Genomic DNA, 12854 nt, shown 5'->3' with positions numbered 1-12854 from the left:
GCGGCTTCCAGGTCCCTCCCTCGATGATCAGTCGAGAACTATCGCTCCTGACGGAGCGATAGTCGAGATACAAGGAGCTGCCGCAGGCTGCGATCCTTTAAGGAGCGGTCTTCGCCACGACCGTCACCCACCACGACGTGTGCCGTTCGATCTGCACCGGCAGGGTTGGCAGCAGGGCGGTCAGCGCAAGGTCGGTGTTGTGCAGCGGGAAGCTGCCGGTGATGCGCAGGTCGGCGATGTCTGACGCGACCCCCAGATGGCCAGGACGATAGCGGCCGAGTTCGTGGACCAGGTCTTCCAGTCGTACGTTGTCCACCACCAGCATGCCGCGGGTCCAGGCGTCGGCGCTGGAATTGAGCGTCGCCAGCGGGCCGAGGCTGTCCCGGCGCATCAGCACTTGCTGGCCTTCATGAAGAACCTGTTCGTCGGGACTGGACTGCGGCCGCGCCGCCACCGCCGATTTCAACACGCTGAGTCGCGTGCCTTCGTCCTCGCGCTTGACCAGGAACCGCGTGCCGAGTGCGCGCATATCACCGTCGCGGGTTTCGACGATGAATGGCCGGGCGTCGTTGTGACCGGTTTCGATGAGGACTTCGCCTTCCCGAAGAAAGATCCGTCGCTGTTTCTCATCGAAACGCACATCCAGCGCGCTGTGGGTGTTGAGGTTGATCAGCGTGCCGTCGGCCAGGTGCAACGTAAGCTGCTCGCCCGTCGCGGTGCGATGGTCGGCCAGCCAATAGTCGATGGGCAGAAAGCGCTCACCGGCAAACAGCGCCAACCCGATAAACAACAGCACGCTGGCCACGCCGCTGCCAAGCTTGCGCACGCGACGCCGAATACCTTCACGCGATTGCAGCAAAGCCGCGCGCGCCGGACCGCTGGCGACGTTGAAACGCTGATCGAGCATGCCCAGTTGCCGCCAGGCACGCGCGTGTTCTTCATCGGCAGCGTGCCACTTGGCGAACTCTTCACGTTCCACCGGGTTGCCACTGTCAGAGTCGAGTGACAGTTGCCAGGCGATGGCGGCGTCGAGCACCTGCGCCGAGACCGGTTTTGAACTGACCTGATTCATACCGGCTCGCCGTACAGGGCCACGTAACACTGGCGAATACCTTGCGCCAGATACTGCCGCACGCGCGGTACGGAGACGCCAAGGCGTTCGGCGATTTCGGCGTGACCGAGGCCGTCGAGGCGGTTATAGAGGAAGGCTGCGCGAGCCTTGCTCGAGAGTTTGCCGAGCAGGCGGTCGATGGCCTTGAGGTCTTCGAGGATCAGTTGCTGCTCTTCGATCGAAGGTTGTTCGCCTTCGGGAATCAGCATCAGTTCGGTGAGGTAGGCCTGTTCCAGCGCCGCGCGACGAAAATAGTCGAACAGCAGGCCCTTGGCGATGGCCACCAGAAACGCCCGAGGTTCACGGGGCGCTTTGAGTTCTTCGCGATTGAGCAGACGTACGAAGGTGTCCTGACTCAGGTCTTCAGCCCGGGACGGGCAGGCCACGTTGCGCCGCAGCCACGCCAATAGCCAACCGCGATGGTCGCGATACAACGCACCAACGAGCTCACTGTGAGGGTTTTGGACTGACGACAAGGGGCATTACCGATTGGGAAACATTAACTAACGAGAATTGTTCGCGATTGTGACAGAGGCAATGGACAGGCGCAATTGGCGTTGGTCGGGGGACCGCGTCATCGTTTTTCGCGAGCAAGCCCGCTCCCACAGGTAATGCGGAGCTCTTGTGGGAGCGGGCTTGCTCGCGAAGGCGTCGGAACAGACGCTGAAAACCTAGAAGGAATGACTTTGCTGCCGGCGTTTCCACTGGCTCAACCGCTGTTGCAGGTTCAGCGGACTGTGAATCTGCTGCGTCCGCGCGCGGTTGAACAGGATCAACGCCAACTCGGCGGTGGCCATGGCATCGGCGCTGGCGTTGTGGCGCTCGAAGACCTGCAACTTGAACCAGCCGATCCAGTCATCCAGCCCGGCTTCGCGGATGTTGGCTTGCGGGCAAAGCAGCGGCGCCATGTCGGCTACGTCGAGGAACGGGTGCTGCAAGCGATAACCCAGGCTGTCCTTCAAGGCGCGACCGAGCATGTGCTGGTCGAACGGCGCATGAAAAGCCAGCAATGGGCTGTCACCGACAAATTCCATGAAGTCCAGCAAGGCGTCCAGCGGATCGCAGCCAGCGGCAATCGCGCTCGGCCCCAGGCCATGAAGCAGCACGCTCGGCCCGAGTTTATGCTCGCTGCGATGCAAGGTTCGCTCGAACTGCTGACTGAAATCGATGGCGCCGTCTTCGATCACCACGGCGCCGATCGACAGCACCACGTCCTTGTTCAGGTTCAACCCGGTGGTTTCCAGATCGACCACCACCCAGCGTTGCTCGCGCAGGCTGCACTCGCCCAACATCGGGGCACTCGGCAGTTGATCCAGACGTTGTTGCTGCGCGGCCGTCAACGTCGGACCTGCGGGGCGCAACCAGGAAAACAGCTTCATAACTGATACCGCAGGGTCAGGCTGCTTTGTAGGCGTTGGGCTTGTCGCAGGGATTCACGCAGGATTCGCCGGTCCAGATGATTCAGGCTGTCCGGATCGACCCGATTGGAATAGGGCAAGTTCTCGCGGGTCTGCCGCTGATGTTGCTGCATGCGGGTTTGCTGGATGAAGTGGTAGGCCTCCTCATAGGCGGCACCGTCCAGCGGATCGATGACTTGTTTGGCCACCAGTTGACGAAAGCGTTCCAGGGTATTGTTGACCCCGATGCCATTGGCCAGCGCCAATAGCCGGGCACCGTCGACAAAAGGTGTCAGCCCTTGGACTTTCAGGTCGAGGGTGGCTTTTTCACCGTTCTTTTTCGCCAGCACGAACTCGCGGAAACGCCCAACGGGCGGGCGTTGGCGCAGGGCATTCATGGCCAGCATGCGCTGGAACAGCCGATTGTCCGCCACCTGATCGAGTATCGCGCGGTGCAATTGTTCACAGCCTTGCTCATCGCCCCAAACTACCCGCAGGTCGAAGTAGATACTCGACCCCAGCAAATTCTCGGGCGTTGCTTCACGGATAAACGCCGCGAAACGGCGCGCCCATTCGGCACGGGACAAACACAGTTCGGGGTTGCCGGCCATGATATTGCCCCTGCACAGCGCAAAGCCGCAGAGCGCCAGGCTCTGGTTGATCTGCTGGGCAATCGGCAACAGCTTGCTGCGAATCTCGGCTGCATGCGCCGCATTGCGCGCGTCAAAGAGAATGCCGTTGTCCTGGTCGGTGTGCAGTGTTTGCTCACGGCGGCCTTCGCTGCCGAAACACAACCAGCTGAAGGGGATGCCGGGGTCGCCTTTATCTGCCAGGGTTAGCTCGATGACCCGGCAAACGGTGTGATCGTTGAGCAAGGTGATGATGTGGGTGATCTGGGTCGAGGACGCGCCGTGAGCGAGCATGCGTTCAACCAGTTGGCCGATTTCACCGCGCATCGCCACCAGGTTCTCTACCCGTGGTGCGCTGCGAATGGTTCGTGCCAGGTGCACCAGATCGACGCGTTGCAGGGAAAACAGGTCGCGTTCCGAAACCACGCCGCACAGCCGTTGGTCCTTCACCAGGCAGACGTGAGCAATGTGCCGCTCGGTCATGGCAATGGCCGCATCGAACGCGCTGTGGTCCGGCGTCAGGAAAAACGGCGCCTGGGTCATGTGCCGCTCGATGGACTGGCTGAAGTCGCTGGTGCCGTCGGCGACTACCTGACGCAAGTCGCGCAAGGTGAAAATCCCCAGCGGGGCCTTCTGTTCATCGACCACCACGATGCTGCCGACCTGTTGCTCGTGCATCAGGGTCACGGCTTCACGCAGCGGGGTCATTGGGCTACAGGTCACGGGGTGGCGCATGGCCAATTCGCCGAGGCGGGTATTGAGCGAGTACTGGGTGCCGAGGGTTTCCACGGCTTTTTGCTGGACTTGCTGATTGACCTGATCAAGCAGGCTGCTGACGCCACGCAGGGCAAAGTCGCGAAACGTGCTGGAAAGGGCGAACAGCTTGATGAAGGCCAGCTTGTTCAGCTGTAGGCAAAAGGTGTCTTCGGCGGCCAGGTGTTCGGTGCGGGTCGCGCGCTCACCCAGCAGTGCGGCAAGGGGGAAACACTCGCCGGTGGTGATTTCGAAGGTGGTTTCGGTGCCGCCCTTGGCTGTATGCGGACGTTCGCCGACCACTCGGCCTTGCTTGACGATGTAAAAGTGCTCAACCGGTCCATCCGCGGGCTTGATGATGCTGTCGCCGGGGCCGTAGAAGCGCAATTGGCATTGTTCGACCAGGTAGGCCAGGTGCGCGTGTTCCATGTGATTGAACGGCGGGAAACGCTGAAGGAACTGCAAGGTGCCCTGGATGTTCTGCAACACCGCGGTTTTCCCTGCCTGGGTGAAGGCATCCGCTTTACTCATAACCATTACCGCAGTCTTTTTCGATTTGTTGTTGTCGGAGTACCTGCCATGGTCGGCCCCCGCGCGCAGAGTGCCCATTGGACGTAAGTCTAGGTACACGAAGCGAGGTTTCGGAAATGCCCTACGCTATAGGTGCGCAAAACCGCTGGTTGGCCCACTTGGAAAACTATCCGACGAAGCGCACATTTGAGCTCTGCTTAGCGATGTCCGACTATGGTGCTAGGGGATTGATCTGAACATGTAGAGAAGCCTATGTCCGACCACGATATTTTGAGCGATGCCGAGCGTGAAGCGCTGAATGCGGTCATGCTCGAACCGGATTTGCCAGCACAGCGTGTGCTGATCGTCGATGATGACAAGGACGCGCGGGAGCTGCTTTCGGAGATTCTTGCTCTGGACGGCATCCGCTGCATGACAGCAGCCAGTGGTGAAAGCGCACTCAAACTGTTGGACTCGAACAAGTCGATCGGTTTGCTCATCACTGATCTGCGGATGCAGCGGCTCGACGGTCTGGAGCTGGTCAGCAAGGTCCGGGAGTCGGAACGGGCGGCTTTGCCAGTCATCATTGTTTCCGGTGACGCTGACGCCCGTGACGTTATCGATGCCATGCATTTGAGCGTGGTGGATTTTTTGCTCAAACCCATTGATACCCCAAAGCTGCTGGCCCTGGTCAAGCATGAACTGGGGATGGATATGTGAGCTGCTGAAAAGATCGCAGCCTGCGGCAGCTCCTACATGGGTACGCGGTCATCCCGTAGGAGCTGCCGAAGGCTGCGATCTTTTGATCTACAAAAAAGGCCCTGATCTTCCGATCAGAGCCTTTTCTTATCCAGCGTCAGCGCCTATTCACAGGCCATTGGCAGCCTTGAACTCGCGACGGCGACGATGCAGGACCGGCTCGGTGTAGCCGTTCGGCTGTTTGGTGCCTTCGATCACCAGTTCGACCGCCGCCTGGAAGGCGATGTTGCTGTCGAAGTTCGGTGCCAGCGGACGGTACAGCGGGTCGTTGGCATTCTGGCGGTCAACCACTGGCGCCATGCGCTTGAGGGTTTCCAGCACCTGGGCTTCGCTGACGATGCCATGGCGCAGCCAGTTGGCGATGTGCTGGCTGGAGATACGCAGCGTCGCACGGTCTTCCATCAAGCCGACATCGTTGATGTCCGGCACTTTCGAACAGCCCACGCCCTGGTCGATCCAGCGCACCACATAACCGAGGATGCCCTGAGCATTGTTATCCAGTTCGTTCTGGACCTGTTCCGCCGTCCAGTTGGGGTTGCTGGCCAACGGGATGGTCAGGATATCGTCTACCGACGCACGCGCGCGCTTGGCCAGTTCGGCCTGGCGGGCGAACACGTCGACCTTGTGGTAATGCAACGCGTGCAACGCCGCGGCGGTTGGCGAAGGTACCCAAGCGGTGTTGGCGCCTGCCAATGGGTGAGCGATTTTCTGCTCAAGCATGGCGGCCATCAGGTCGGGCATGGCCCACATGCCCTTACCGATTTGCGCGCGACCTTGCAGGCCGGTGCTCAAACCGATGTCGACGTTCCAGTTTTCGTAGGCGCCGATCCACTTCTCAGCCTTCATGTCGGCCTTGCGCACCATCGCGCCCGCTTCCATGGAGGTGTGGATTTCATCGCCGGTACGGTCGAGGAAGCCGGTGTTGATGAACACCACACGCTCGCTGGCAGCCTTGATACAGGCCTTGAGGTTGATCGTGGTGCGCCGCTCTTCGTCCATGATGCCGACTTTGAGGGTGTTGCGTGGCAGCTCAAGCACGTCTTCGATGCGACCGAACAGCTCGTTGGTGAACGCCGCCTCTTCCGGACCGTGCATTTTCGGTTTAACGATGTAGACCGAGCCGGTACGGCTGTTCTTGCGGGTGGTGTTGCCGTTGAGGCTGTGCAGCGCCGCGAGGTTGGTGATCAGGCCGTCGAGGATACCTTCCGGCACTTCGTTGCCGTCCTTGTCGAGGATCGCGTCGATGGTCATCAAGTGGCCAACGTTACGCACGAACAACAGCGAGCGACCGTGCAGGCTCAGTTCGCTGCCGTCGAGGGCGGTATAGGTGCGGTCGGCGTTCATGGTGCGGGTAAAGGTCTTGCCGCCCTTGGCGACTTCTTCCGACAGATCGCCCTTCATCAGGCCGAGCCAGTTGCGGTAGATCACCACTTTGTCATCGGCATCGACGGCGGCAACGGAGTCTTCGCAGTCCATGATGGTGGTCAGCGCGGCTTCCATCAGCACATCTTTGACGCCGGCGGCGTCGGTCTGGCCGACCGGTGTGCTGGCGTCGATCTGGATTTCGAAATGCAGACCGTTGTTTTTCAGCAGGATCGCGGTCGGTGCCGCTGCGTTGCCGTGGAAGCCGATCAGCTGTGCATCGTTGCGCAGGCCAGAGCTCTTCACATCCGAGTTGCTGCCGCCTTTAAGGGCGACCACCAGTTTGCGGTCAACGATCTTGTAGCCGGTGGAATCGACGTGAGAGCCGGCCGCCAATGGCGCGGCTTCGTCGAGGAAGGCGCGGGCGAAGGCGATAACCTTGTCGCCGCGAACCTTGTTGTAGCCTTTGCCTTTTTCTGCGCCGTCGGCCTCGCTGATGGCATCAGTGCCATACAGCGCGTCGTACAACGAACCCCAGCGGGCGTTCGAGGCGTTGAGGGCGAAGCGGGCGTTCATCACTGGAACCACCAGTTGTGGACCGGCCATACGGGCGATTTCGTCGTCGACGTTTTGCGTCGTTGCCTGGAAATCGGCCGCTTCTGGCAGCAGATAACCGATGTCTTGCAGGAAGGCTTTATAGGCCGCAGCGTCGTGCACAAGACCTGCACGGGACTGGTGCCAGGCATCGATACGCGCCTGGAGGTCGTCGCGTTTGGCGAGTAGGGCTTTGTTCTTCGGCGCCAGGTCGTGAATGACCTTGTCGGCACCGGCCCAGAACTTATCGGCGGTGAGGCCGGTACCGGGAATGGCTTCGTTGTTCACGAAGTCGAACAGGACTTTGGCGACCTGCAGGCCACCGACTTGAACGTGTTCAGTCATTGCTTGCCTCACTCTGCTCAGCTATTTCGCTTTTCAGCTCTTCAATTTGACAATGAAGCCTCTGGCCATTTAAACCACAAACCCCTCTACCAGTACATGCCATTGCTGGCGGCTGGGTGGTTCCAATCAACGGCGTAGCGCCTTGCTGACGGGGCTTTGAGGGTTGCGATGGCGCCTGGGCAGACATCGATCCAACGTTATGTAGTGCGCGCTGCGGCATACTACATGATGAATTGCGGTTGTGAAAATTAGACTAATTACGTCGTTCTGCGACCCCATGACGCATTGCGGTCACGCCGGGGAACGGGATGTTCTCAAAAAACTATTGGATTGTTCCAGATAAATCTAAAAACTTGTACACATAATATTGAATGCACTGCTATGGGGCTTTGGTTTTTGTGGCACCGCGCTGAATCGGGTCCCTTGCCTATACTTGCCTTTCTATAACAAAAGTCATGACAAGAGGGCTGCGCCATGGACCACCTAGTACTCACCGTATTTGCCCCGGACAAGCCTGGCCAGGTCGAGCGCATCGCCCAATGCATCGCCGAGCATGGCGGTAACTGGCTGGAGAGCCGCATGTCGCGGATGGCCGGGCAGTTTGCCGGGATCCTTCGGGTTGGCGTGCCGGCCGAGGGCTATGACGAACTGGTCGATGCACTTCAGGCCTTGTCCGCTCAAGGGATTCGGGTGCTGATCGCCGAAAGCAGTATCGAGCAATCCTGCACCTGGAAGCCGATTGCCATGGAGCTGGTGGGTAACGACCGGCCGGGGATTGTGCGTGACATCACTCGTTTGCTGAGTGAACAGGGGGTTAACCTTGAACGCTTGGTGACCGATGTGCGTCCGGCGCCGATGAGCAGCGAGCCGTTGTTCCACGCCGAAGCGATTCTTGCGGTGCCGCTGACGTTGTCCCTTGACGTGTTGCAGTCACGGCTGGAAACCCTGGCCGATGATTTGATGGTGGAGTTGGTGCTGCGCAGCGAGCTATAAGGCGAGGGGGAAAGGTTATCCAAGTAAAGCGTGCACCCGCCTGTGGATAACCTGTAGAGACACGCCGCCAGCCCACGTCGGCCGGCCCTCTTCAGAGATTGTTCAAAAAACCAGCAGTTTCAAGGGCTTGTGCACAAACGGCGGGGATCACGCTGTGGATAACCTTGGGGCTGATGCTTGCAGGCCACGTCGGCCGTGGCCTGCAAGGGTTTGTGCGTTTTTTGATCAGCGGCGACGGCGCAAACTCATCCAGGCGTCGACGCTGTAAACCGCCAGACCGGCCCAGATAAACATGAAGGCCACCAGCGTGGTGGACGATAGGTGCTCGCCGAACAGCAGTACGGCCTGCAGCAGCACCAGCGTCGGCGCCAGGTATTGCAGGAAGCCGAGGGTGGTGTAGGGCAGATGCCGTGCTGCGGCGTTGAAACAGACCAACGGCACCAGCGTTACCGGACCGGCGGCGACCAGCCACCACGCTTCGGAAGTGCTCCAGAACGCCGCTTGTGCGCTGGTGGCTGTCGGGTTGAAGAGCATCCAGGCAAGGGCAATCGGCACCAGCATCCAGGTTTCCACCACCAGTCCGGGCAGCGCTTTGACCGGAGCCTGTTTGCGGATCAATCCGTAGAAACCGAAGGTCAGCGCCAGCACCAGCGACACCCACGGCAGGCTGCCGACTTGCCAGACCTGTTGCGCGACGCCAACGGTGGCCAGCCCGACGGCGAACCACTGCAGGCGTCGCAGCCGTTCGCCCAGGATCAACATGCCCAGCAGCACGTTCACCAGCGGGTTGATGTAGTAACCAAGGCTGGCTTCGAGCATGCGTCCGTTGTTCACCGACCAGACGTAGGTCAGCCAGTTTGCCGCGATCAGCGTGCCGCTCAGCGCGAGAACTGCCAGCCGCCGTGGGTTCTCGCGCAGTTCACGCCACCAGCCCGGGTGCTTCCAGACCATCAGCAGCAAGGCGCCGAACAGCGCCGACCAGAGGACCCGGTGGATGATGATTTCCACGGCAGGTACGTCGGCGATGGCTTTGAAGTAGAGCGGGAACAATCCCCAGATGATGTAGGCACTCAGGCCCAATATGTACCCGCGACGCGGGTTGGCGGCTTGCATGCAGAATCCTTGCTTAGGCAGCTAACAAAGCGGTGATTGTAAGTAGATTTGTCTGCCTGTGTCGTGCCTGAATGCTGTTGTAGGAGCAAGGCTTGCCCGCGATAGGTTCAACGCGGTTAATCTGAAAGACCACGTCATCGTTCATCGCGGGCAAGCCTTGCTCCTACAGGTCCGAGGGGATCAGAAGAGTTTTAACGGTTCTTCGTTGAGCGCCGCCAGTTGTTCACGCAGCGCCAGCACCTGGTCGCCCCAATAACGTTCGTTGCCGAACCAAGGGAAACTGCGGGGGAACGCCGGGTCATCCCAGCGCCGCGCCAACCACGCGCTGTAGTGCATCAGGCGCAAGGCGCGCAGTGGCTCGATCAGCGCCAGTTCGCGTGGGTCGAAGTCGTGGAACTCGCTGTAGCCGTCCATCAGTTCCGACAACTGACCGAGACATTCCTGACGATCACCGGCAAGCATCATCCACAGGTCTTGTACCGCCGGCCCCATGCGACAGTCGTCGAGGTCGACGATATGGAACATCTCGTCACGGCACATCATGTTGCCGGGATGGCAATCGCCGTGCATGCGGATGTTCTGGTGTGGTGTGTCTTTGTAGACCTCTTCCACGCGCTTGAGCAGGTCACGGGCGACCGACTCGTAGGCTGGCAGCAAACTGCGCGGTATGAAGTTGCCTTCGAGCAGGGTGGTCAGTGAGTCATGACCGAAGTTTTTTACGCCCAGCGCTTCGCGGTGATCGAAGGGGCGGGTGGCGCCAACCGCGTGCAAACGGCCAAGCAATTGGCCCAAACGGTAGAGCTGATCAAGATTGCCAGGTTCCGGCGCACGGCCGCCACGACGAGGGAACAGGGTGAAGCGGAACCCGGCGTGTTCGTGCAGGCTTTCACCGTTGTGAATCATCGGCGCAACCACCGGCACCTCGCACTCGGCGAGTTCGAAGGTGAAGCGGTGCTCTTCGAGAATGGCGGCGTTGGTCCAGCGTTGCGGACGGTAGAACTTGGCAATCAGCGGCTCGCCATCTTCAATGCCAACCTGATAGACACGGTTTTCATAGCTGTTGAGCGCAAGGACGCGGGCGTCGCTGAGAAAGCCGATGCTTTCTACGGCATCGAGCACCAGATCGGGGGTAAGTGTTTCAAACGGGTGAGACATGCTGACTCCTGCGCGCAGCAGGCTGCCGCGTCCGGCCAAACATGGTAGCGCAGACGGAGCGACTTTAGTGGTTGGGCTTGGGATGAGTGTTGATCTTGCTGACGCCATCGCGGGCAAGCCTTGCTCCTACAGTCATATGTCGTTCGCGTCATTCTCTGTTCACGCAAATCTGTAGGAGCAAGGCTTGCCCGCGATGGGGCCCGATCAGGCGCCGACTATCCCGCCGTCTGCCCGCGAAATGGCCATCACGCTGGAACGCGGTTTACCATTGGGCAAATGCTCGGGGAAGGTCGACCCACCGTTTTCCCCCGGATGCTGAATCCCGACAAACAAGGTCTTCTGGTCTGGCGAAAAGCTGATCCCGGTCACTTCGCAGCCCACCGGGCCGACCATGAAGCGGCGGATTTCACCGGTCGCAGGGTCGGCGCAGAGCATCTGGTTGTTGCCCATGCCGGCGAAATCCCCGGCGTTGCTGTAGTCCCCGTCGCTGAGAATCCACAGCCGACCGGCCTTGTCGAAGCCCAAACCATCCGGGCTGTTGAACATGTTGTGTGGCGTGATGTTCGACGAGCCGGCTTTCGCTGTCCCGGCGTGCACGCTCGGGTTGCCCGCTACCACGAATAGATCCCAGGCGAATGTCAGCGACGCGTGGTCGTCGCGATCAGTGCGCCAGCGCAGAATTTGCCCGTAGACGTTTTTCTCCCGCGGGTTCGGCCCGCCTACCGGTTGCCCATCTTCACCGCGTTTGGCGTTGTTGGTCAGAGTGCAATAGACCTGGCCGTCTTGCGGGCTGACGACTATCCATTCCGGGCGGTCCATGCGCGTGGCCCCGACGACGCTGGCGGCCAGACGTGCGTGAATCAGCACCTCGGCCTGATCGGCAAAACCACTGCTGGCGTCGATGCTGTTCTTGCCGTGAGTCAACTCGATCCACTGACCCTGACCTTTTGGATGGTCAGGGTTGCTATCACCTGCATCAAAACGTGCGACGTACAACGTGCCGTGATCCAGCAGGTCACGGTTGGCCTTGGGGTTTGTGTGATTGATCTTGTCGCGGCTGACGAATTTGTAGATGAACTCACCGCGCTCATCGTCGCCCATGTACACCACCGCGCGACCGTCGTGCGTCTCGGCCAGGGCCGCGTTCTCGTGTTTGAAACGGCCCAGGGCGGTGCGTTTGACCGGAGTCGATTGCGGGTCGAACGGGTCGATTTCCACCACCCAGCCGTGGCGGTTGAGTTCGTTGGGGTTTTTCGTCAGGTCAAAACGTGGGTCGTGCTGATGCCAGTTGATCTCTTTGCTGGCGACCGATGCGCCATAGCGTTTTTGTGCAGCGTCGAATTTGTGCTCGGGATTGCTGCTGCCAAAGCAGTCGGTGAAATTCTCTTCGCAGGTCAGATAAGTGCCCCACGGCGTCTTGCCGTTAGCGCAGTTCTGAAAGGTTCCGAACACTTGCTTACCGGCCTTGTCGGCGGCGGTTTGCATCCGTTCATGGCCAGCGGCCGGGCCGCTCAAAAGCAGCGGCGAGTTGCCGTGGATTCGGCGGTTGTAGTGCGAGCCCTGAACGAACTGCCATTGGCCGTTTTTGCGCTGTACCTCGATCACCGACACGCCTTCGCTGGCCAGCGCTTTGCGCACTTCTTCGGCCGACTGCGGCATGCCGCCGTGGGCGTAGAGGTAGCGATAGTTGGTGTATTCGTTGTTGATTACCATCAGCGCGCGGTTTTGATCACCGGGGAAGGCGAACAGGCTCATGCCGTCGTTGTTGTCGCCGAACTGGACTTCCTGAGCCTGGGCGCTGCCATTGCCACTCGGGTCAAAGGCCGGGCCATTCTGGTGCAGCGGCTGGCCCCAGCTGATCAGCACCGAGGATTTGTAACCCGGCGGCAAGGTGATGGTGTCGCTGGTGGCCGCCGCAATGCTGTCGAAGCCAAGCAGTTTGCTCGAACCTGCGCTGACACTGGCAGCCAGCACGCTGCGACTCAGCAGGTTGCCACCGAGGAACATCGCCGCACCGCAAAGGGCGCCAGCACTGATAAAACCACGACGACTGAGGCCGACGATCTTTTCGAGGTCGGTGGCTTGGTTTTCTTCTAATAGGCTCACATCAGGCTCCCTGCTGGTTTTTGCAGT

At 60.1% G+C, this 12854-nt stretch carries 10 protein-coding genes; 2 read left to right on the top strand and 8 right to left on the bottom strand.

Annotated elements, in window-relative coordinates; translation table 11 throughout:
- Positions 1–97: 97 nt before the first annotated feature.
- From ACIPIN_RS19160 to ACIPIN_RS19145, 4 genes are all read right to left on the bottom strand, one after another.
- A complete protein-coding gene (locus tag ACIPIN_RS19160; protein ID WP_401120946.1) occupies positions 98–1072 on the bottom strand; it encodes a FecR domain-containing protein in 975 nt (324 codons plus the stop codon).
- Complete coding sequence (locus tag ACIPIN_RS19155) at positions 1069–1587, bottom strand: RNA polymerase sigma factor (protein ID WP_401120945.1); 519 nt, start codon at positions 1585–1587, stop codon at positions 1069–1071. Before ACIPIN_RS19155 ends, ACIPIN_RS19160 begins: the two co-directional genes overlap by 4 nt.
- A gap of 195 nt (positions 1588–1782) precedes the next feature.
- Positions 1783–2490 carry a PolC-type DNA polymerase III gene (locus tag ACIPIN_RS19150; protein ID WP_401120944.1) on the bottom strand — a complete coding sequence of 236 codons (708 nt, stop codon included), beginning with the start codon at positions 2488–2490 and terminating at the stop codon, positions 1783–1785.
- Positions 2487–4427 carry a putative nucleotidyltransferase substrate binding domain-containing protein gene (locus tag ACIPIN_RS19145; protein ID WP_401120943.1) on the bottom strand — a complete coding sequence of 647 codons (1941 nt, stop codon included), beginning with the start codon at positions 4425–4427 and terminating at the stop codon, positions 2487–2489. The genes ACIPIN_RS19150 and ACIPIN_RS19145 overlap by 4 nt, the downstream gene beginning before the upstream one ends.
- 246 nt (positions 4428–4673) lie before the next feature.
- Here ACIPIN_RS19145 and ACIPIN_RS19140 point away from each other — a divergent pair, with 246 nt between their 5' ends.
- Positions 4674–5120 (top strand): response regulator, encoded by a 447-nt coding sequence (locus ACIPIN_RS19140; protein WP_401120942.1) that lies wholly within the window; start codon positions 4674–4676, stop codon positions 5118–5120.
- Positions 5121–5267: 147 nt separating this feature from the next.
- Here the strand turns inward: ACIPIN_RS19140 and ACIPIN_RS19135 are convergent, their stop codons facing one another.
- The gene (locus tag ACIPIN_RS19135; protein WP_401120941.1) at positions 5268–7460 is read right to left on the bottom strand and encodes a malate synthase G; all 2193 of its coding nucleotides are present in this window, start codon (positions 7458–7460) and stop codon (positions 5268–5270) included.
- A gap of 474 nt (positions 7461–7934) precedes the next feature.
- Here ACIPIN_RS19135 and ACIPIN_RS19130 point away from each other — a divergent pair, with 474 nt between their 5' ends.
- Complete coding sequence (locus ACIPIN_RS19130) at positions 7935–8453, top strand: glycine cleavage system protein R (RefSeq protein ID WP_401120939.1); 519 nt, start codon at positions 7935–7937, stop codon at positions 8451–8453.
- Positions 8454–8678: 225 nt separating this feature from the next.
- Here ACIPIN_RS19130 and rarD read toward each other — a convergent pair whose 3' ends face one another.
- The 3 genes from rarD to ACIPIN_RS19115 form a co-directional block, all read right to left on the bottom strand.
- Complete coding sequence (gene rarD, locus ACIPIN_RS19125; protein WP_401120937.1) at positions 8679–9566, bottom strand: EamA family transporter RarD; 888 nt, start codon at positions 9564–9566, stop codon at positions 8679–8681.
- A 180-nt stretch (positions 9567–9746) separates the two neighbouring features.
- A complete protein-coding gene (locus ACIPIN_RS19120) occupies positions 9747–10721 on the bottom strand; it encodes a serine/threonine protein kinase (protein WP_401120936.1) in 975 nt (324 codons plus the stop codon).
- Between the two features lie 204 nt (positions 10722–10925).
- The gene (locus tag ACIPIN_RS19115) at positions 10926–12827 is read right to left on the bottom strand and encodes a PhoX family protein (protein WP_401120934.1); all 1902 of its coding nucleotides are present in this window, start codon (positions 12825–12827) and stop codon (positions 10926–10928) included.
- Positions 12828–12854: the final 27 nt, after the last annotated feature.

This window comes from Pseudomonas sp. NPDC087697 (genome assembly GCF_044743155.1).
In the GTDB taxonomy this organism is placed as follows: domain Bacteria; phylum Pseudomonadota; class Gammaproteobacteria; order Pseudomonadales; family Pseudomonadaceae; genus Aquipseudomonas.
This window is presented reverse-complemented; position numbering and strand designations above follow the sequence as displayed.

Coding starts and splice junctions, on each gene's coding strand:
- ACIPIN_RS19160 (WP_401120946.1), bottom strand. CDS start 1,072: ATGAATCAGGTCAGTTCAAAACCGGTCTCGGCGCAGGTGCTCGACGCC.
- ACIPIN_RS19150 (WP_401120944.1), bottom strand. CDS start 2,490: ATGAAGCTGTTTTCCTGGTTGCGCCCCGCAGGTCCGACGTTGACGGCC.
- ACIPIN_RS19145 (WP_401120943.1), bottom strand. CDS start 4,427: ATGGTTATGAGTAAAGCGGATGCCTTCACCCAGGCAGGGAAAACCGCG.
- ACIPIN_RS19140 (WP_401120942.1), top strand. CDS start 4,674: ATGTCCGACCACGATATTTTGAGCGATGCCGAGCGTGAAGCGCTGAAT.
- ACIPIN_RS19135 (WP_401120941.1), bottom strand. CDS start 7,460: ATGACTGAACACGTTCAAGTCGGTGGCCTGCAGGTCGCCAAAGTCCTG.
- ACIPIN_RS19130 (WP_401120939.1), top strand. CDS start 7,935: ATGGACCACCTAGTACTCACCGTATTTGCCCCGGACAAGCCTGGCCAG.
- rarD (WP_401120937.1), bottom strand. CDS start 9,566: ATGCAAGCCGCCAACCCGCGTCGCGGGTACATATTGGGCCTGAGTGCC.
- ACIPIN_RS19120 (WP_401120936.1), bottom strand. CDS start 10,721: ATGTCTCACCCGTTTGAAACACTTACCCCCGATCTGGTGCTCGATGCC.